This window comes from Maribacter sp. IgM3_T14_3, from assembly GCF_049603095.1.
Classification (GTDB): Bacteria; Bacteroidota; Bacteroidia; order Flavobacteriales; family Flavobacteriaceae; genus Maribacter.
Genome location: NZ_CP187138.1, coordinates 2,706,431 through 2,728,603 on the forward strand (window position 1 = coordinate 2,706,431; position 22,173 = coordinate 2,728,603).

Sequence of the window (22,173 nt, forward strand, 5' to 3'; positions counted from 1 at the left end):
AATTAGTTTAACCTCTTTATTTCAAATGGCAAATAATAGACAGCAAAATCTATTTCATATAATTCTTCAAAAATTCTTGCCTTTCTGGCCATTATTCGTGGTTTTGGGGGTTGTTGGTGTATTGTTGGCTAAGCTTTTTCTTTTAAGAACGGAAGCACATTACCAAAGTTCTGCTGGATTGATTGTAAATGATGAAAAAAAAGGCGTGGATCAATCGCAATTAATGGAGTCTTTTAATGTGTTTGAGTCCAAAAAAATTGTTGAAAATGAAATAGAGGTCATAAAATCTAAAGATGTTGTAGAAGATGTCGTAAATACACTGGGCTTATATTCCAAAATATATACTTCTGGTTTTTTTAAGGATAGGGTGTATTATGAAGATGCTCCTATTAAGATAGTTTTAATGGATCCATCAGACGTGAATATAAATGCGGATATTGATGAGGTTGAGTTTTCTGTAGATTATGAAAAGGGTCTAGTATATATTGACGGAGAAGGTACCCCTTTCGATACTTGGGTAGGTAATCCTTTTGGAGGTAGTGTACTTAAGTTTCTCCCAAATGGAAATGTAAAGTATAGTTTAGACAAGATTTTTAAATTTCAATTAATTCCAACTAGAATTAGAATAAATCAAATTGTAAGTAACCTCTATGTTGGTGCAGCAAGCAAAACTGCTACGGTAGTAAGAATATTGTATACCGACCCTATTCCAAATAGGGGTAATGATATCGTCAATCAACTTATAGATTCCTATAAAAAAGCAACAATTAACTCTCAGAATTCACTGGCTTCTAATACGTTGAGTTTTATTGACGAGCGTATGGAAACTGTTGGGGTTGAACTACAGGCAGTTGAAAAAGATTTAGAGAAATATCGTTCTAAAGAGGGTGTTATTAATTTAGGGGAGCAAGGCAATTTATATTTGCAGAATGTGGGCGATTATGATCGTCGTATAGGGGAGATTAATTTGCAGCTTTCAGTTCTTGATAAAGTAGAAAAGTATGTGGTATCTAAGAGTAATAATACCGGTATTGTACCTTCTACATTAGGGGTTAATGATCCTATACTTGGTCAATTATTACAGAAATTGTATGATGCTGAAATAGAATATGGGCAGTTAAGTAAAACAACGGCAGAGAATAATCCCTTGTTAACTGTTGTCAGAAATAAAATAGATAATATACGGCCTAGTATATTAGAAAATGTGAGAAGTCAAAAATCTAATCTAAACGCAAGTAGAGAAAGTTTAACAACGAATAGTGGTAAGTATAACGAAGCATTGAATGTATTACCCGAACAAGAACGTATGTTCTTAGAGATTAATAGACGAAAAAAGAGTATTGAAGATTTATATGATTTTTTGGTTCAAAAGCGAGAAGAAACAGCACTGTCTTTTGCACCTACGTTGGGTAATGTAAGAGTTATAGAAAAAGCAGAGGCATCTATAAGACCAGTTTCGCCGAAAAAGTCTGTCGTATATCTTATTGGTTTATTGTTTCCTATTGGTTTAGGTCTTGCCTATGTTGCAGGTAGAGAACTTTTAAATACAAAAATACTTTTTCGATCAGATTTAGAAATAGATGATAATATACCTGTTGTCGGGGAGGTGGCTTATCTAGACAAACCTAAAGAAGAGTTGTTGGTAACACAACATAAAGATTTATTTATAGTTGATCAATTTCGTCGTATACTGACCGATATGCAAATGTATGACGGTGGTAAAACGATACAAACCGTAATGGTTACTTCGAGCATTGCAGGCGAAGGTAAAAGTTATGTGAGTTCTAATTTGGCATTAACGTTAGCATTGTCAGGTAAGAAGACTGCCTTGATTGATTTAGATTTAAGAAAGGCTGGCGTTTCTCAGTTATTTCATTTAGAAAATGAGATTGGTATGAGTCAAGTATTGGGCGATGGTATTACGTTGGATGTTGGCGTGCAAAAGACTGATAATTTAACCGTATTTCCTTCGGGTGATAAGACATTGAATTCTTCTAACTTACTAGTGAATGATAATTTTAAAACTTTTATTTCTAAAATTAAGAAAGAATTTGATGCCGTAATTATAGATACACCACCAACAACATTGGTTACCGATGCTAATTTAATAGCGTCTTATACAGATAAAACGGTTATTGTGGTGCGCCATGATCATACACCTAAATTTGTATTGCAACATATCGATGAAACTATACGTAGAAAAGGTTTTGAAAATTGTGCTCTTATTTTTAATGGTGTTAAAATGAGGGGTATTATTAAGCAAGGGTATGGTTATGGGTATGGATATGAAATTTCTGCATCAGATAAAGAAAAAAAACTTATTACCAAAGTTTTAGAAAAGTTCGGAGTTAAAAAGAATAATTAAATATGCTACTTTACGTATTAGCACTCTTAACATTCTTAATATTTACGGTTTTATTTTATCGCAAGCCTAAGGTAGAAACCTATGTTCTTTTTGTAATATATGCTCTTCCATTTTTAGACCTTAAAATAATACCAGTATACTTGGGTTATTTGAGAGTATTTGATGCAATTACCTTGGTTGGATTTATTTTTTTATTCAAAGAATTTATATTTTTTTCTAGACCGTTAAAATACTCTGGTTATTTTATTCTTGGTTTACTTTTTTTTATACTGAGTGTTATTAGTGGGTTAAATGCCGAATTCGGTTTTAGTAATTATTTTTTCTATTACCCTATTATTACAGTTTTTATTTTTTTGCGTTTTTTATTCATTTCTTTTGAAAATAACTTCGATCATTGGAAGATTATAAACGCTTTTAAAACGGCCTATATTTTTGCGCTATTCTTTATGACCTTGCAATTTATGTTTGGTCTTAAATTTACGCTTACTCCAGATATTGGTGTAAATGTTTTTAATGAAGATACAGGTGTAACAAGATATCAAGGTATTTTTGGTGATAGTCAACTAAACGGGCAATTTTTGGCAATGGGATCTTTTATGTTTTTACTATTTCAACAAAATATCTCATTACAAAAGAAATATTTGAATTACTGTGGTTTTACATTGGGTGTAGTATATCTAATTCTAGCAGGCAGTAGATCAGCTGTAGGAGGCTTTTTAGTAGGTTTATTACTTCTCTTCCTTCTTAGCAATTTACGTGTTAAAGTTTATGGATTGGTTTTAGGCTTTATTGCAATTGCAAGCCTTTTCTTATTTGCACCTGATAACGCTATATTTTCTAGGTCAGGTAATTTGAGCAACGATCTTGATTTTAGACAGTCTATTTGGGAAGAAACTATAATTATAATTGAAAACCACCCTTTTCTTGGGGTTGGTTTGGGAAATTTTCAGGAATTTACTTCTAAATATAATCAAGATCTGTATTTAGAAATTGCCCCAGGTGAGTTTTTGTTCTTTACACAACCTGAAAACGGATATTTGAAAATCTTAGCAGAACATGGCATCATTGCTTTTGCCCTATTTTCTCTTTTTTTTATAATTCCGTTCTTAAATGTTACAAAGGGAATATTTTTTAGTTCCGTTAATAAAAAAACATATTTTTTAATTGCAGCTTTATGTAGTTGGTTAGTAGCCTTTAATACAGTGTACACCCTAACTGATTATCGTATTCTTTTATTGATCGCATTAATTTTATTTTTTACTATAGTGGTTTTTTCTAAAGAAGATAGAATACTTAATGAAACACTATAATGAGAAACATTTATTAGAGACTTTGTAAGCTTGTTATGCAATCTGTAGTATTTATGAAAATTGCCATTTTATGAATTTTAAAATTTTAATAGGAATACCTCCCAAAAATCATGTAAACCTGGCTATGGACGAAGTAGATGGGCTAAAAAGTTTGGGTAATAATTGTGAGACTATAATTTACACCCGAAATAATTCTAGCTTAAGTGTTTTAAACAAACTTATTGGAGTTATTTCTAATGCTTTTGAATTAGCTAAACATCTTAGACAGTTTCAGCCTGATTTTTTATACCTAAATTCAAGATTTGAGCCAGTAGGGTCTACCCGAGATTTTATTACATTGGTTATTTTTAAATATTTTGTTAGAAATAGTTTCAAAATTGGTATTAAATCTCATGGTTCTAATTTTGATATTTTTAAAAAGAAGTCCATATTTTATAGAAAACTGGTTTTACATTTTTTAATCAAAAACGTAGATATTTGGTGGTTTCTATCTCAAGATGAAAAATTAACGATTGAAAAGTTCAATAAAGTAATGTTTGATAAAACATTTGTTACACCCAATATAATAGATAGAAAAAGATCAGTATCATCACCATTATTTTTGGAAAAATATAATTTACCAACCGATAAATTCACATTTCTATTTGTAGGGCGTATGGTAAAAGAGAAAGGTGTCTTCAATATTATTAAAAGTATTCCTCTTTTCCATAAGCGCGATAATTGCATTTTTGTCTTTGTAGGAGATGGAAATGAATTTAATGAGATTAAGTTACTTGCCAAGCAAGTTAACGTTGAGAAGTATGTACGCTTCTTAGGTTATTTGCCGGAAGCAGAATGTGATCAATTTTATGCAAATACCGATGCCCTAGTATTTCCATCGCATGACGAAGGGTTCGCTATGGCCTTATTTAAATCTGTAGCCTGTGGTATGCCTATAATTACGACTCAAATTAGGGCAGCGAAAGATTATTTAAAAGAACCTGATAATTGCCTTTGGGTTGATGGCAAGTCTTCAATTAGTATCGGACAAGCTTTGAGTAAACTCTATGATAATCAAGAAATGCGTCAAACTATGCAAATAAACAATAAGATTTTAGGACAAAAATTTTCTCGCGAAATAATTATGAAAGAGATGGAAAATAAAATAAGGGAAGTGATTCAATAATATTGTTAGCACGAGTTTGGTTTTCATAGCCTCTTATTAATAAGCAATAGTAATTCATTTAGTAAAATATAAATAAAATAAACATTATGATATATAGAAGTAAAGCCCCTCTTAGAATAGGTCTTGCTGGCGGAGGAACGGATGTAAGTCCATATTCTGACCAATTTGGCGGTGCAATACTTAATGCAACTATCAGTCTTTTTGCTTATGCAACTATAGTTCCAAATACTAGCGGCGAGATATTATTTCATTCTCAAGATAGAAATGAAATTGAGCGAGTACCATCAAATATTAAGATAGAATATAATGGTACTCTTGATTTATTGAAAGGGGTTTATAATCGTATAGTTAAAGATTATAGCTTAAAACCTTTGTCTTTTGAGTTGCATACATTTGTTGATGCACCAGCAGGTTCTGGTTTAGGATCATCTTCAACCTTGGTAGTTGCAATTGTCGGGGCATTTGCTGAATGGTTAAAACTCCCATTAGACGAGTACGATATAGCTAGACTTGCATTTGATATTGAAAGGGTAGATATGAATATGTCAGGCGGAAAACAAGATCAATACGCTGCTACTTTCGGAGGGTTTAATTTTATGGAATTTGAAAAGGATAATCGAGTAATTGTTAATCCATTAAAAATCAAAAGTAGAAACATATACGAACTTGAAAATAATCTGATTTTATATTATTTAGGTACTAGTAGGCTTTCATCTAAAATTATTGATGGACAAATAAAGAACGTAAATAGTAAAAATGCCAAGTCTATAGAGGCTATGCACCAACTTAAAAATCAAGCGATTCAAATGAAAAGAGCATTGCTTTTAAGTGAGATAGATGAAATGGGTAATATTCTTCATTCTGGTTGGGAGCAAAAGAAGAAAATGTCCTCAGGAATAACAAATCCAATTATTGATGAACTATATGATAAAGCGATGGAAAGTGGTTCGACTGGAGGAAAAATATCAGGTGCTGGTGGTGGTGGATTTATGTTTTTTTATTGCCCCGCAAACACCAAATACCAAGTTATAAGAGCATTAAAACCTTTTCAAGGTGAAATAAGAACAATTAAATTCGTAGATGAAGGTCTAGTAACTTGGACAGTCTAAAAAATAAGAAATATGGAGAATATTAAAAATACAATTATTGAATCTATTCAAGTTAAACAACTTATCGCTTCCGATGATAAATTAATTCAAAGAATCAATGAGGTTGCTGAATTATGTATAGCATGTTATAAGAATGGTGGTAAAACTCTTTTTTGCGGTAATGGTGGTAGTGCGGCTGATGCACAGCATTTGGCAGCGGAACTAAGCGGTAGATTCTATTATGACAGAGAACCTTTAGATTCCGAAGCTTTACATGTAAATACATCTTACGTTACAGCAGTGGGTAACGATTATTCATATGATGAAATCTATGCAAGATCTATTAAAGGTCAAGGAAAAAAAGGAGATGTACTAATTGGTATTTCTACTTCTGGCAATTCGAAAAATATTGTTAGGGCATTTGAGGTGGCTAAAGATCTTGGAATGTTTACTGTTGCACTTACTGGGGAGACTGGTGGCGCAATGAAAGAGAAGGCAGATTTCTTGTTAAATGTGCCATCTAAAATAACTCCAAGAATACAAGAAAGTCATATTCTTATTGGTCATATATTATGTGAAATTATTGAAGCTAAACTTTTTCCTCAAGTATGATTAAAGAAGCAATTATTTTAGCCGGTGGTTTTGGTACTCGATTACAAAAAGTTGTTTCAGAAGTTCCTAAGCCTATGGCAGATATATCAGGAAAACCTTTTCTACATTATCTCTTGACATATCTTCAGAGAAATGGAATTCAACGAATTGTTTTCTCAATTGGCTATAAAGCAGATATTATAAGTGACTATTTTAAAGATTCATATTTAGATATGAGGATTGATTACGCTAGAGAAGAATTTCCTTTAGGTACGGGTGGCGGCCTCAAATATGCACTAACTTATACAGAATCTAAAGATGTTCTTGTAGTGAACGGAGATTCGTTTTACGACATTGATCTTCAAAAATTGTACAAAGTGCACGAAGAAAAAAAGCCAAGTGTTTCGTTTTCTTTGAAAAAACTTTACAATGAGAATAGATATGGTGGTGTTGAAATTAATGAAGATCTTAAAATCACTAATTTTTTAGACAAAACATACAATGGTGAAATTTACATTAATGCTGGGGTATACTTAATTAATAAAGAATATTTTAGTAATGCTGTAGATTCACTTGGAGATAAGTTTTCTTTAGAAACAGAATATTTTTTAGCAAAATTTAAAGAAGAAATTTTTATTGGTGTTCCTTATTCAGGAAAGTACTTTTTAGATATAGGTATTCCAGAAGATTATTTAAAGGCCCAGAAGGAAATCGTAAAGCTTATTGAAAAGGAAACTAAAAGGAAAAACCTCTTTCTAGATAGAGATGGTGTTATCAATAACAAAATTGAAAATGGATATGTTCTTAATTGGGAACAATTTCATTTTAAGAAAGACTTTATAGATTTTATTCAAAAGCATAATAATAAATTTTCACTTAAAATTGTTGTTACTAATCAACGATGTGTTGGGCGTGGTTTGATAAGTGCTGATCAACTTAAAAGTATTCACAGTAAAATGATAGAACAACTTAAGGATAAGGACGTGACGATTGACAAAGTTTATTTTTGTTCTGATATTGATGATTCATCACCCTGTAGAAAACCCAATGCTGGTATGCTTTTAGCAGCTGAAAAAGATTTTTCAGAGTTAAAGCTTGATCACAGTACTTGGTTCATTGGAGATTCACTTTCAGATATGCAGGCCGGTAAAAAGGCTGGTGTATGTACAATTTTGGTTTCCAAAGATATTTATAAATTAAAAAAAATAGAGCTAGCCGATTTTATTGTAGAATCTTTGGATGAATTGGATGAAATATTAAAAGTCAAACAATAAAATAAAATCACCTTAATAAAACTTCTAGAATTCTAATTTATTTTATGAAAAAGATAATTACTCATTTTACTCATGTTGCTTATTTAGATACCGCAATTGAACATATAAAAACAGCCTCAAATAACGGATATGACCTACATGTTCTTATAGCATTAACTCCACAGGGTCTAAAAAGTAATATTTTAAATTTGGAAATTGATATCGATTCATACCCTCCATTGGTTTCTTTTGAGAGTATAAAAAATGATTGGAATTTGGGTTATTTAGAGCCATATTTTGAAAAATGTAAATCAGTTCATTTTGTTGTTTATTCACCGAAACTAAGTTTAAATTCTATATCGAATAAAATCAAGAAATTTATAAATGGGATATCTCCTGATTTTATACATTTAGATGGTTTTGTTTCTCGCCAATACCCCTTGATATTATTTCTGTTGAAACATAGAAATAAATTGATTTTGAATGTACATGATCCTAAAATGCATAGTGGTGAATTTGAAATAAAAAGATATATAATTACCAAATTTCTACTTAAACTGGTCACTAAATTTGTAGTCTTTGCAAATGATAGTAAGGAGGTTTTGGGAGAGCAGCTATCAAAAAATAAAAAAATATTTTTATTACGTCTTCGCCCTAGTTCAATATATAAAGAACTTAGTAAAATAACAGATTTCATTGTTGAGCCTACTAAAATTTCATTTGTTGGAAGGTTGTCTAAATATAAAGGAATTGACCTGTTTATAGAGGCAATTAATGGCGTTCATAAGACAAATCCAAGTCAAGAATTTATAATTGCAGGGAAACCGTTCAAAGATTTCGAAATAAATTATGATATCATCAAAAACAAAAATAAGGTATCAATTATGGAGAAATTTCTTAGCAATGAGGAAATAACAGAAATTATAATGAATTCTAAACTTATAGTTTGCCCATATATCGATGCCACCCAAAGTGGTGTCATATTAATTGCACATGGTTTAAATAGACCTGTTTTAGTTACACCAGTGGGTGGTTTACCTGATTATATAATTGAAGGTAAAAATGGTCTTGTCGCTGAAAATGTTTCTGCCGAGTCATTAACAAAATCAATTAATGGTTTTATAGATAATAATTTATTTGAAAGTATGAAAAAAGATTTCCATAGTGAAAAATCAATAAATAGCTTGGTAAAGCATTACGTTGCTGTCTTAGATATAATTTATTCTTAAATCACATCTAAGAGAATGTAATCAAATAACTAATTCCATTTTGTTATTTACCAAAATTTATTTACCCATAACTTAAAATTTAAATGCAGAAGTTGAAAATTAAATGGCTGCCTAACATAAAGTCAAAGATTCTTAAAAATAGTTTGTGGGGAGTAATGGGAAGTTTAACTCAAAACATACTTTTGAGCCTTTTTTATGTATTAGTTGCACGTTATTATTCTGTCGAAGATTTTTCAGAATACTTAATAGCAAATAGTTTGTACCAGATGATTTTGGCTTTTTCTGCCATGGGTCTTGGACACTGGTTTATTAGAGAGATTGTGAATGTTGATGACAAAAGTGAGCTAGCCAGCAAATTTTTGAAGATGCAAGCCTATTTCGGGTTCTTTTTCTTGATAATCAATATTATTCTTGCATTGGTACTTTATGAAAACCCTACGGTGCAAAAACTTTCAATATTATTTGCAATCAACATCATTTTTGATAATATTATTTATTCAATTAAGAATATTAATATTGCTCAATTTGCTCAAAAGAAAACGGTAAAAGTCCTATTTATTGAAGCCTTTGCTAAATTTGGGATTGCGTGTATGTTATTTATTTATCCGTTTAACATTGTTGTTCTTACCATATTATTAGTTGTTACGCGATTTATAACATTAAATCTATTTCTGAAAATAGGCTCAGCAGATGGTATAAACTTAAATGGCTTTTGGAAAGCAGACGTGCCAATAAGTTTTGTGAAGAATATATTATATAAGTATTGGCCCTTTGCAGTTATCGGTAGTGCATATGTTGTGTATTGGAAATCGGCAACATTGATTATATCTAAAATGTTGCCATTATCTTCGGTTGCTTATTACGAAAACTCTTTTAAAATATTTTCATTAGCTCAACTAATACCAGTGGTAATAAGTTCAACATTACTTCCAAAGTTTGTAGAGCTTTCAAAAAATAAAGACTATGAAGGTATTAAGGCGCTATACCAGAAAATGTTTATATTATTTACACTTTACGGTTTAGGTGCCTATACATTTACCTATTCTTTTGCAGATGAGATTTTACCCTTAATATTTGGAAAAAAATATGATACTTCAGCTATTTATACTAAAGAGATGTTTTTAACCATGCTTGTATTTCCTACATCGTTATTGCAAGCAAACATTCTTATTACTTTAAAGTTAGAAAAGCTAGATATGTGGTTTAATGTCAATAGTATTATTATAAACACGGTACTATGTCTAATTGGTCTGTCAATATGGTCATCTTTATCAGTGGTTAATTACTCTATTTTTATTTCTTTTGTAATATTTCATTTTAGTCAAGATGTTGTGCTTTTAAAAAATAAGCTTACGTCTATTAAACATGTTCTTTTATTTTTTGTAATTATTAGTAGTATTGTAGTAGGTTATATATCGATATCTCAATTTATATCACCCTATGTGTTATTTGCTTCGCTATGGGTTCCAGTTGGTGTTTTAGGGGTGTTCATGTTTTATAAAAAACATTCAATTTTTAGTCTTAAATGAAATTGAATGTTAGCATTATATTTCTTCAAATTGTTTAAATAGAGTAGAGTATTTTACAACACAAAAAATACACTAAAAAAGGTCTTTCAAATATGAAAAGTAGAAATTACGGTATAGATTTTTTAAAGTTTGTCGCGGCAATAATGATAACTAATAGTCATTATGTGCCTTTATATGAAGGTCATAATATCAGTTTTGCAACTTTGGGTGTTCAAGGTAATGCGCTCTTCTTTTTTGTTTCTGGATTTTTTCTGATTAATATAGAGAACAAAGAAGGGAAATATACACCTTTTGACTATTGGATTAAGAAAAAAATTGTGAGGTTATGGCCGACACTAATTGTATTCTATGTCTTTGTGAATTTAATATTTTCAGTAGAAATTAATTGGTATGATTTTTTATTTGCTGGAGATTATTGGTTTGTAAGATGTTTTGTAATCAGTTTTTCTATTATTTATTTTATAATAAAATATTTAAAACAATACACAAAGCAAATTTTAGTTTTGTCTGTTTTAATTACTTCCTTAATTATAATTTTTTCACCTAAAGAAGCTAGAAGTATTTATCACGAATTTCATTATATTATTTATTTCAGTTCAATGCTTCTGGGTGTGAATGTAGGTTTATATAAGAAACAGATTAAGATTGAAAATCTGTTTTCCGATTTAGTTTTATGTGGTACATCATTTTTGCTATATTTTATTATCATGTTTTTTGGAAAAGGAAAAACTGATAATTTTTATTATGTTCAGTTATTGGCTGTTATTCCATTATTGTTTTTTCTATATTATTCATATAAGGCAGTAAGTTATCAATGGTGCGCTAAATTATCGAATCACAAAATATGGTCAGTAGTTTTCATTATTTCTTCATTAACATATGAAATTTATATTGTCCAATTTAACATAATCACTAATGTGTTTAATAAATATTATCCTTTAAATACCGTAATTGTATTTGGAATAATAATCTTTTCAGCTTATATATTAAGAATATTGACCAATTTCTTTTTATGGTTATTTTCAAGCAAAGAATGGAAAATAGATCAGATTTTCCGGTTATAATTAGGAGAAGAAATATGTTGTTTTCGACTGTTTTAATGGAATTAGAATTTTCACCCTTTTTAGTTAGTGTAAGCTTAAAATATTTGAATTATAAATTTAATAAAAAATGTACAAAGTAAAACTTTCCATTGCTAAAGACAATGAAGGGTGTAGTCGACAAACACCTTCTGGATTAGCGCAATGGGGTAATTATCAATTTTATATTAACCAAGAAATCAAAAATCCAGATTTTTGGGCGGTGTATAGTAAAGGCGAACGTAAAACAGAAACCTGTGAAGTTGCTCCTGAGAACACCTTATTTGTTACAGGTGAGCCAGAAAGTGTATATCATTATTCGAAAGGTTTTGTGAATCAGTTTGGTAAAATAGTAGTTTGCCAAGACAATTTAGATCATAAAAGTCAAACGCATTACCAACCTGCTCAACCTTGGCATATAGGTAAGATTGAGAATGAAAAGGGGGAAATTAGTTTTTCAAAAGACTATGATACTTTTAAGAATGAAGAACCGCCAGTTAAATCTAAATTGATTTCGGTAATATCTAGTAATAAAGCATTTACCAAAGGTCATCAAGAAAGAATAGATTTTGTACATAAATTAAAAGAACATTTTGGTGATAAAATTGATTTATTCGGTAGGGGATTTAATGATTTTGATGATAAGTGGAATGTAATTGCACCTTATAAATATCATGTAGTAATAGAAAATTCTTCGTACCCAGATTATTGGACAGAGAAGTTAGCTGATAGCTATTTAGGCAATACGTATCCGATTTATTATGGTTGTACCAATTTGGAGAAATATTTCGATAAAGACGCTTATTCATTAATCGATATTAATGATTTTGAAAGTTCGGTCAAAATCATAGAAGATATTCTTGAAAAGGAATATTGTGAGCAAAGAATAGCTCAAATTCAAGAAGCAAAAGAATTGGTGCTGGATAAGTACAATTTATTTGCACTGCTTGCATCTCAATTTGATGCTATGGATCCCAATGCTACAAAAAAGCAGGTCACCTTAAAGCATGATACCGCTTTCGTTGATTTTGCGAAAATCAAGATTATGGTGATATCTAGAATAGTTAATAAACTTAAAATGAAATTTAAATAATGGCAACATTTAGTAAGAAGGAGCGCGTTATTGCGGCTATTTTATCTGCTACTCCTGGTTTAAAAGCCTTTTTGAAGAGTATTTATATTTCAATTAACGCTAAACTTCATAAAAAGGATTACATTATTAAGTTAATGGAACAACCCGTTCAGATTACACTTATTGATCCGTTAATTAGCTTTGATACTACATCTGAAACATTTGGTGGGTATTATGATATAGCAACAGTGAATAATATGGGTCAGGTTCTTTCGCATCTGAGTTCTGATGCATCCGTTAATTTGCCCTCAGATTCTGTACCGGTAGATATCACGATTACAAATATTCATGATGGTACAACAAAGAAAATAGCACAATCAAAAGCGTATAATTGGCAACAAGGCACGCGACTGCATTGGTTAAATGAAGAGCTATTTGTTTTTAATGATTTTAATGAAGATTTAAAAAGGTACGAATCTAAACTGTTTTCCGCCAAAGAGAATTCATTGATCAAAACTTTTGATTATCCTGTACAAGCGGTCTACAAAGACCAGTATTTTCTTTCTATAAATTATCAACGGTTATTAAGTATGCGACCAGATTATGGGTATCGCAGCTTACCACCATTACAGCAATCTGAATTGACCAACCTAAAAAATGATGGTATTTGGAAAATAGATTACGCTTCTGGTATTGCAAAGATGTTGCACACTATAGAAGATGTTGTCAATGTAGAAGCAAAAGATATTTTTAAAGATTGTACCCATAAATTGAATCATTTGATCATACAGCCAAATGGAAAAGGATTTATGTTTATACATCGGTATTTTCAAGGAAAAAGAAGATTTGATAGGTTAATGTATTCAGATTTTGAAACTATTAAAGTCGTAATAGATGAAGAATATGTAAGCCATTGCTATTGGCTAGATAATGAGACTATTTTAGGTTATTTAAAAGCAAATGGAGAAAATGGATATTATTACTTAGGTCTAAATGGAGTTGCAACATTATGTCCAGAAATGACCCAACTTCAATTAGGTGATGGCCATCCTAGCTGTTTTGGAGATTGGATAGTTTTTGATTCGTATCCCGACAAAAGTAGAATGCAAAAACTGTTTCTTTTCAATAGAAAAACAAAAGAAATACATTGTTTGGCAGAATTGTTTCAAAGTACGAAATACAAAAATGAAACGCGTTGCGATTTGCATCCTAGATTCTCAACTAGTGGTGAATATATTAGTTTTGATACCGTTTATCAAGGAAAAAGAAGACAACAAATAATTGATATCAAATCAATTTTATCAATTTAATTTTTTAGAAATATAATAAATGACTGATCGATCCCTCTCAGTAATCATGTCTGTATACCATAAAGAAAAGCCAGAATATTTAGAACTGGCAATGAATAGTATTTGGACAGTTCAAAATTTAAAACCAACTCAAATCATACTCATTGAAGATGGTGAATTAACTGATGAACTTTATAGCGTTATTGAAAAATGGAAAAACGTTTTAAATCAAACCTTAGTAATTTTTAAGAATAAAATTAATATTGGGCTTACCAAATCTTTAAATATTGGTATTGATAACGCAACTGGTCGATACATAGCACGTATGGACAGTGATGATGTATCGGTGTCTGGTCGTTTTATAAAACAAATTGAATACTTGGAAAAAAATTCTGAGTATTCTGTAGTTGGCTCTTTGGCTCAAGAGATTGATGAGTTGGGTAATTATACCAATATTAGAACCTACCCATTTACAGATGAAGAAGTTAGAGATTACATCTGTAAAGCATGCCCTTTACAACATGCAGGTGTTATGATGAAAAGGGAAATTTTTGATAGTGGAATACGGTACAATGAAGACTACCGTTTAACACAAGATTTGGCGCTTTGGTTTACGATTTTAAATGCTGGTTATAAAATCGGTAATATTCCTGAATGTTTAATTCAATTTAGAATAACAGAGAATTCTTTTGTCTCTAGAGATAAAACTAAAGGGCTACACGAGTTTAAAATCTATATGAAGGGTATAGGTAAGTTAAAGGGTATTACGTGGCGCTATGTGTATCCGTTAAGTCGTTTAGTAATGCGCTATATGCCACCAAAATTGATTAAAGGAATCTATGACAGTCCATTAAGGAAAAAGATTTTGAAATAGTAACTACTTGGTAGGTTTGTGTTACTAATTTTATATATTATTTGAATTCTTTTACAAATAAATCTAGATTTTAGTGGAATTGACTAGGTTAATTTCTACAGAAAATAGGTTTGTTGATAGCTCTTATTAATTCCTTAATAAGATTCAATTTTTTAGTAAATTTTTGTAAATTAAGGCTAGTTGATTGTTGATGTGGTCAACATTGAAAATAGTTGTAACCAGCTTATCGGTTTCATTGATGATACGTTTACGAATTTCTGCATCATTGATAAGATGATTAAGTTGAGTGGATAATGTTTTAAAATCCCCAACAGGGTAAATCATCCCATTTACACCATGTTCCACAATATCAGGAATACCTCCAACCGGTGTAACTATACTAGGTAAGTGGTAAGCCCATGCATCTAAAAGACCCATAGGAAAACCTTCCCCATCGCTTGCTAAGCAATAAATTGAGGCCTTTTGAAAAGCCATTTCTTTTTCTGAATCTTTTACCCAGCCTAAAAATTCAACTTGTTGGTCAATACCTTTTGTTTTAACTAAATTTTTAGCAATATCAATTTCGCCATTGCCAGCAAATACTAATTTCCATTTAGGATTGTCAGCAGCAATTAATGAAAATGCATTTATGATAGTTTTATATCCCTTTCTAGGAATTATAGAACCTGCAACAAGTATATTTTCTCGATGTAAGTTTCTATTTTGATTAACACTTGGACAAGGATTATATAAGACATCCACTCTATCATGTATTTCTAATGCCTCTTGTAACCATCGTTTCCATTGTTGCGATAACACGAGAATTAAGTCAGCTTTAGCAAATAATCTTTTATATAGTTTTTGATTTTTAATTTCAAATAAGAATTTTTCATTTGAGGGGTGAAAATGCATTATTAATTTTTTTTTCAACCATTTAGTAGGGTAAATGAATAATTGTTTGCGCTTTGCTGAACTACTTGTGGCTATATGTATGTGGACTATGTTATAGAATGGTAATAAGAAGAAAAATGTAATTAATGCAGTAAGTAAATACCAAATTTTTTGAAAATTAGAGCCATCTCTATGGGTTTCTATCCATTTGCAATTACTCTCTTTCCATTGCGGACTATTTTCATGAGCTTTAATAACAGAGGTTATGCCCCCGCGAGTTAATCTTGATGTTGCGATTACTAATACTTTGATTTTTTTATTATTCATTTAAGAAAAATCCAAATGGTTTGCTTTGTAAATTTTAGCCATAAATCAATTTATGAACTTATTTTGACCAATAGTTTCTGGTTCCAAAAAAATAAGTTTAATACTTAATTATTTTTAGTTTTTTTCTATAAATTATTTAATTGCTTTCCAGTTTAAAGCAATGTTAAGATATCTAAAATTATAAATTTAAATATATATAATAGTTTTAAGATTTTTTTCGGGCTGCTATTAGTACCTCTCTACTAAAACGCTCATCTTTAGAGTATAATTTTTTTTCATGTTTCAGTATTTCGTCAATAGTAAATCTAAACTTTAATACTTTAGCAGGGATACCACCTATTATAGAGTATGGTGGGCAGGATTTGGTTACAACTGCACCAGCAGCAACTATACTGCCTCTGCCAATTGTGACACCTGCTAGGATAGTTACGTTTATGCCCAGCCACGAATCACCTTCAATTACAACATCCTTATCGTCCTCAGGTCGTTTTTCATAGTTACCGTCAAACATAAAGTACCCTACTTTATCAATTCTATGATTGCCTGTAATAATTTTTAAATATGGAGCAATATCTACTTTTTTACCAATATACAATTTAGCCTCAGTTGAGTAAATAACTGCATATCTGGCTATTTTGAGATCACCCTTAAAATAAAAATTCTCAATTCCTTTAAATACAGAGGTTGATGGTTTGATCATTACATTTTTACCGCAATTTCCCATTCCTTTTTTAATAAAATATCCCCAAAATTTATCTCGGATAAATTCGTGTAATACTTCTGTTTTTATAATTAATGATTTTAATTTCATAGAATTACCCTTTGTAAATAATATTTTTTTTAGTTGAATTAATAATTATGAAAGTAAAATTACCAACGATTTAGACTAAAATTGGTATAAGGTCTTATAAATAGTTTTTAATTAGCGTCTCCATATATTATAAAAAATTTACATTAATTTATTTTTAATATAAGCTTATAATTCCTTTCCAGTCTAGGTCCTGTTCTTTAAATATTTGCGAAAATAGACGAGAACTACATCTAAGAATATATGCTGCAATTAAAATCGCTAAAAACGTTCCTATTATATTTAGAGGAAAGTAATTATTAAACCTATCTGTAAATAATGATACTTGTACTAAATAAATTTCTAAACAAAGACCTCCAATAATTTTTATAAAAGCACCACCAATATTATTTTGGTAAACTTTTTTCAAAACAGAGCCATTTGCTACTTTATAAAAATAATAGGTTAACCCTATAAGAGGAGCTAACGAAAGCATTTGAAGTATGTTTATAATTTCGAATTTCTTTGCGCCAATAGCAATTAAATAGTAAAGAACGCAACACCCAATCAGTTTTAGAAAGTCAGATTTGAAGTTATAAATTAACTGTTTTTTACTTGCACCCATGATAGCCCCCATTAACATAAATAAAAAATAGAAGCCATATTTAAAGTATGTTATGCCATACATGTCATAATCTGATGGCTTATCTATGATGATATACCAAACTATAAAAATCAACAAAGAAATACCCCAAGAAAGCATGAGGTTATTTCTCATGAATTTATTGATAAAGTAAATGATAACATAATAAATCATAATACATGAAATAAACCATTCTCCGCTATATAGAATTAAATAAATAATATTTTCATCTTCACCTAAAAAAAGAGTGCATAAAATAGCCCATGCGAAGATTGTTGGATATATTCTGTTAATACGTTTCTTATACCAGTTGTCAAACCTGCCCATAGGTTTCAAAAATAAAAGGAAACCTGAGGCGAAAAAGAAAAGGGAATTACCTATTGAACCACCGGTAGCAAGAAATTTGTATGGGTAAAGAAGATCAAAATGAGAATTGGTAATTAGCAGTGCTGCTATACATTTTATGACATCTATTCCAATATCACGTTTATTGTTGTTCATAATTTTATTGCCTTTTAAAAAACAAAACAGTGAGTTGATTTTGTTCATGTCGAACCATCATTATTCTCAAAGTAAATCATTCTAGAAATATATTTTTTTAACTAAATTTATAAATAAGTAATTTTTATTTCTTTAATATGAACTGGCATTTTCATTTATACCTATAGCGCCAGAGGATAAAATATTTAAAGGGTTAGCTGGATCAGATACATTTATAAATGCATCTAAGTTTAATAGAGCGTCAAAAGTAATTGGAGATCCGTTAATTTCAGTTAATTCATTGAAGCTATAACCATTAGGTTCTATTCTGGTTGATGCTAATTCATGTATATAATCTGACGTTGTATTATCCTGTTTTATAAGCAAAGAACATTCTAAGGCAGTAGGATTAGTTAAATCTAAAACTCCAATTATTAAGGCAGAAGTTCCTTTTCTTCGTTCTTGAAATTGAGCAAAACCATTCACAGTTTGATTATTAGAAAAAAGATGGTACGTAATTTTTTTTCCTGTAAATTCATTTGGTCCAAGGTCTTTATAAGCAAAAACAATATTTTGGTTGGTGTTTTTTCCTTCAAGCGATAAATATCCTTCGAATTCTGATAATTCAACATAATTAATGGCATTACCATCGTCTAATTTTGAAACGGTGGTAATACTTTTACCAGTCTCATTGTCAATGTTATTTAAAGTTAAAGCTATGCCGCCACCTAAATTCGCGGTATTTCGCCTTAGGCGTATATTTAAATCAACGCCTGGTACTGTATTATTTAATGAAACCGAAATAGTAGTAGAACCATTTGTGTTCTCTGTGAAAATTACATTTCCAGTTAAATCAGAAAATTGCGTTTTTACAAAAGTATATTGTTTTTCTAGACCTGTTGGTATCGGTGGCGAAGCGTCATCTGAACTGCAGCTTACTAATGCTATATTAAATAGTATAAAAAATATTAATTTGTAGGGAAAACTTAATTTAGACATATGTTTGTGAATTAGTATTCAATAGGTGCTTAATTCTTTGGCTAGCTGAGGTGTTATAGCCTCTAATAAAGAACCAAATATTTAAGTCAAGAAAGATAGTAATTTAAAAAAACACACCATACAATTTATTACACACTTCATTGGCTTAATAGGTTATTTCATCGAATAATTTAACAAAGATGCCTTTCTCTAAATAACCTGCTAATGTTTTATTCGATTCATATGAAAAATTGATTTAAGATAAATTTCAGGTATCGATTTTGAGTTTAAATAGTAATTTAGGTCAGGTAAGATATATGAGAAAGCACAATACCTTTTTGTATCTTCTATATATCAACTTAAATGTTTCTTCAAATGTTTTTTGTATCTAGAGTTTAAAACGCTGAAATGTAACCACAACAAGCTTTATGAGGTGAATTAATTTTTAATGTAATGAAACATTGTATTTTTTATAAAGGTTTTGCATGTTCAAGGCTCTATGCCTAAGATTGTGGGTTAGAAGATAACAGAAATTGTTCTTATACAGATGAATTGTAGGTGGATACTACTGTTGATGACAATTCAACAAAGAATAATTTGTTTAGAAGTCATCTATTTATTTGCAATTTTCAACTTAATTGCATTTCGATTGTATTCTTCATTTGAAGACTTAATTTTTTTCAGAAAGGCCCATTTTTTTCCAAGTAAAAGTTTGAATTTGAGATATAATTTGTCTCCATCTGAAATTCCTATTCTTGGTATTGCCATAGTATTATCTGATTTCTTTAAATTAGAAATTGTAGAAGAAAACCCCAGTTTAATATTGTTTTGTTTTAAAAATTGCATTTCTCTAGTTCCAAAATCTATATTTGAAATACCATTTGGGTATGCGAAATTTGTAATTTTATGTTTCAGAATTTGTTCCAAATTTTGAATGGATTCTGATATCTCTAGGTAACTAGCTTGGTCAGTTTCATTAGCTAAGATAGGATGGTTTTGTGTATGCGCTCCTATTGTTATTAATTCATTACGGTCAATTTCTAAAAGTTCTTCTAAATTGATGTTAAATTTTTTTACAGAACAAACCTCATTTTCTTTTTTATATTCATTAATTATAGACCAAATTTTTTCAATTTTACAATTTTTTAAAATTGTTTGGACCTTATAATTTTGAAAAAGTTCATTATCGCATTCTAATTGTTGGGCAATAATTTTTGTTAATAAAACAAAATCAAAATCTTCGATTTCTTGAAACCAAAAGTTTTTTTCTTCCATAATAATTTTAGGAGATATGAATATCGTAGCTGGTATTTTATGTTTCTTTAGTATAGGAAACATTACATCGTAGAATAACCTATCGCCATCATCAATAGTTATGTGGCAGGCATTTTTTAAATTTTTATGTTCCACATAATATTCATAAAGCTTATCAGCATCTATCAAATTATACTTCCCTTTTAAATAAATGATGGTTTTTTCAAACCAAACTTTATCTTGGACATCATGAAAATTAATAACTCTATTCATTGATGAGAGTTTTTTTTATTCGCGACATATCCTTTATAAATTCCAATTTCATCCATTTAAAAAATTCTTCTTTTTTTTGATTGCATCGATTGATGTTTACATGAAAATTAATTCAAAGGCTATAGTACTCCAAATTGAAATTAAATAAAATACTTTTTAATTAATGAAAATAAAATTTTTTATTATAAATAAAGAATTTAACTGGAAGATGATAACATAAAAAATAAAAACTCCTTTTGTATTGTTATTCTTTTTTGGGCATACCTTTGTAGCATTTATTTGTCTTTTATCGAAATATTTTTTTTAGAAATGCGAAGTAGAATACCTTGTTTCTATTTACCTAATTAATGCCGAACAGAGTTTATTTTTAATACTATGTATAGATTTATTTTATATTTTGTACTTATTATTTTTGGACTCAGCTTTAGTTTTGGTCAAATTAAAATAGGCGATAACCCACAAAATCTTGATGTTTCTTCCTTGCTAGAACTAGAGAGTTCTTCAAAGGTATTGGTGATAACTAGAGTATCTAATGCTGAAATGCAGCTCTTGCGCCCTCTACGAGGTGGCTTAGTCTTTAATACAGATGAAAATTGTGTTTTCTTTTATAATGGAAGCGTTTGGTCGAGTCTTTGCTCAACTGGTGATTCAAATTCTAATGAGCCAATTTCCCTAACCGAAAATGGTGATGGTAGGTATACCTTTTTAGGCACAAACCAACTACCGGTTATTTTTAATGGTGCCGATGATACGGTATCTGTTTTAGAAGATAATTTTGATGGTACGTACACCTATACTAATGAGTTAGGTGAAGAGACGCTAATTACCATTACTGGAGGTACATTAGCAGATAATGGAGATGGTGCTTATATTTTTACAAATAGTGACGGTACTACGGTGACGTTTAATATTTCAACTATTCAAGAAACTACTTCTACTTTAGAAGATAATTTAAATAGTACGTACACTTACACTAATGAGTTAGGTGAAGAGACCCTAATTACAATTACTGGAGGTACATTAGCGGATAATGGAGATGGTGCTTATATTTTTACAAACAATGACGGTACTACGGTGACGTTTAATACCTCTACTACGCAAGAAACAACATCTACTTTAGAAGATAACCTAAATGGTACGTATACTTATACAAATGAATTGGGTTTAGAAACTCTTATTGATACTAACCCAACCATTGAAGAATTTACGGGTATTACCGGTTCAGTGCTTTTTGCCGGTACTGATGGTAAAGTTGATGAAAATAATGCCAACATCTATTGGGATAATACTAATGCACGGTTAGGCATAAAAACAAATGTTCCTAATTCAACAGTGAGCGTTAATGGGTCACTATCAACGCCTATACGATTTACAGGGGGTGATGTGGGGTTAAACGAAACTGACCATACCATTTTTATAAATGGTTCAGGCAGTAGTACATTATTTATGCCTCCTGCCAATGGTGCTACGGGTAGAATGTATATCATTAAAAAAAATCCGAGTATCACTTTGTCAGTGGCAGGTGGTTATATAGATTCTAATAGTTTGATTCGAACAGATGTCTCAGTTAATGTGCTTTGGTTACAAAGTAATGGTTTTAATTGGGAGCAGGTAAATTAGCGAATACAGTTATTAGCTGCTCGAACATGTGGTTACCAATTAATCATTCTCTTACGACCAATAATTTTTCTGATTTGCCTAAATAGTAATTAATATC

18 protein-coding genes are annotated in these 22,173 nt (G+C 30.2%); 13 read left to right on the forward strand and 5 right to left on the reverse strand.

The features are described 5' to 3' along the window. The first annotated feature begins 25 nt into the window (after window positions 1–25). The 12 genes from ACPF9A_RS12155 (at window position 26) to ACPF9A_RS12210 (ending at window position 14,844) form a co-directional block, all read left to right on the forward strand. Window positions 26–2,365, forward strand: coding sequence for a GumC family protein (locus ACPF9A_RS12155; RefSeq protein ID WP_423997241.1), 2,340 nt, complete (start codon window positions 26–28; stop codon window positions 2,363–2,365). Window positions 2,366–2,367: 2 nt separating this feature from the next. Beyond that, a complete protein-coding gene (locus tag ACPF9A_RS12160) occupies window positions 2,368–3,675 on the forward strand; it encodes an O-antigen ligase family protein (RefSeq protein ID WP_423997243.1) in 1,308 nt (435 codons plus the stop codon). 70 nt (window positions 3,676–3,745) lie between these two features. Continuing rightward, complete coding sequence (locus ACPF9A_RS12165) at window positions 3,746–4,840, forward strand: glycosyltransferase family 4 protein (RefSeq protein ID WP_423997245.1); 1,095 nt, start codon at window positions 3,746–3,748, stop codon at window positions 4,838–4,840. Between the two features lie 86 nt (window positions 4,841–4,926). Next, window positions 4,927–5,949 carry a hypothetical protein gene (locus ACPF9A_RS12170; protein WP_423997246.1) on the forward strand — a complete coding sequence of 341 codons (1,023 nt, stop codon included), beginning with the start codon at window positions 4,927–4,929 and terminating at the stop codon, window positions 5,947–5,949. Between the two features lie 12 nt (window positions 5,950–5,961). After that, complete coding sequence (locus tag ACPF9A_RS12175; RefSeq protein ID WP_423997248.1) at window positions 5,962–6,540, forward strand: D-sedoheptulose-7-phosphate isomerase; 579 nt, start codon at window positions 5,962–5,964, stop codon at window positions 6,538–6,540. Further along, entirely contained in the window at window positions 6,537–7,793 is a 1,257-nt protein-coding gene (locus ACPF9A_RS12180; RefSeq protein WP_423997250.1) for an HAD-IIIA family hydrolase, read from the forward strand. Before ACPF9A_RS12175 ends, ACPF9A_RS12180 begins: the two co-directional genes overlap by 4 nt. 44 nt (window positions 7,794–7,837) lie before the next feature. After that, window positions 7,838–9,001, forward strand: a complete 1,164-nt coding sequence (locus tag ACPF9A_RS12185) for a glycosyltransferase family 4 protein (protein ID WP_423997252.1) — start codon at window positions 7,838–7,840, stop codon at window positions 8,999–9,001. 83 nt (window positions 9,002–9,084) lie between these two features. After that, the gene (locus ACPF9A_RS12190) at window positions 9,085–10,530 is read left to right on the forward strand and encodes an oligosaccharide flippase family protein (RefSeq protein WP_423997254.1); all 1,446 of its coding nucleotides are present in this window, start codon (window positions 9,085–9,087) and stop codon (window positions 10,528–10,530) included. Between the two features lie 92 nt (window positions 10,531–10,622). Next, complete coding sequence (locus ACPF9A_RS12195; RefSeq protein WP_423997256.1) at window positions 10,623–11,594, forward strand: acyltransferase family protein; 972 nt, start codon at window positions 10,623–10,625, stop codon at window positions 11,592–11,594. A gap of 106 nt (window positions 11,595–11,700) precedes the next feature. Further along, window positions 11,701–12,702, forward strand: a complete 1,002-nt coding sequence (locus tag ACPF9A_RS12200; RefSeq protein ID WP_423997258.1) for a glycosyltransferase family 10 domain-containing protein — start codon at window positions 11,701–11,703, stop codon at window positions 12,700–12,702. Next, a complete protein-coding gene (locus ACPF9A_RS12205; protein ID WP_423997260.1) occupies window positions 12,702–13,991 on the forward strand; it encodes a hypothetical protein in 1,290 nt (429 codons plus the stop codon). The genes ACPF9A_RS12200 and ACPF9A_RS12205 overlap by 1 nt, the downstream gene beginning before the upstream one ends. Window positions 13,992–14,010: 19 nt before the next feature. After that, entirely contained in the window at window positions 14,011–14,844 is an 834-nt protein-coding gene (locus tag ACPF9A_RS12210; protein ID WP_423997261.1) for a glycosyltransferase, read from the forward strand. Window positions 14,845–14,988: 144 nt separating this feature from the next. On the opposite strand, the gene ACPF9A_RS12215 is transcribed toward ACPF9A_RS12210, so the two are convergent. The 5 genes from ACPF9A_RS12215 to ACPF9A_RS12235 form a co-directional block, all read right to left on the reverse strand. Next, window positions 14,989–16,041: a glycosyltransferase family 4 protein gene (locus tag ACPF9A_RS12215; protein ID WP_423997263.1), complete on the reverse strand. Its 1,053-nt coding sequence runs from the start codon at window positions 16,039–16,041 to the stop codon at window positions 14,989–14,991. 205 nt (window positions 16,042–16,246) lie between these two features. Further along, complete coding sequence (locus ACPF9A_RS12220; protein WP_423997265.1) at window positions 16,247–16,852, reverse strand: DapH/DapD/GlmU-related protein; 606 nt, start codon at window positions 16,850–16,852, stop codon at window positions 16,247–16,249. Between the two features lie 154 nt (window positions 16,853–17,006). Next, window positions 17,007–17,972 (reverse strand): acyltransferase family protein, encoded by a 966-nt coding sequence (locus tag ACPF9A_RS12225; protein WP_423997267.1) that lies wholly within the window; start codon window positions 17,970–17,972, stop codon window positions 17,007–17,009. 132 nt (window positions 17,973–18,104) lie between these two features. Then, window positions 18,105–18,950 carry a hypothetical protein gene (locus tag ACPF9A_RS12230; protein ID WP_423997269.1) on the reverse strand — a complete coding sequence of 282 codons (846 nt, stop codon included), beginning with the start codon at window positions 18,948–18,950 and terminating at the stop codon, window positions 18,105–18,107. 591 nt (window positions 18,951–19,541) lie between these two features. Beyond that, on the reverse strand, window positions 19,542–20,456 hold the full coding sequence (locus ACPF9A_RS12235) for a polysaccharide deacetylase family protein (RefSeq protein WP_423997271.1): 915 nt from the start codon (window positions 20,454–20,456) through the stop codon (window positions 19,542–19,544). A 375-nt stretch (window positions 20,457–20,831) separates the two neighbouring features. Here ACPF9A_RS12235 and ACPF9A_RS12240 point away from each other — a divergent pair, with 375 nt between their 5' ends. Next, entirely contained in the window at window positions 20,832–22,076 is a 1,245-nt protein-coding gene (locus ACPF9A_RS12240; RefSeq protein WP_423997273.1) for a hypothetical protein, read from the forward strand. The last annotated feature ends 97 nt before the right edge of the window (window positions 22,077–22,173 follow it).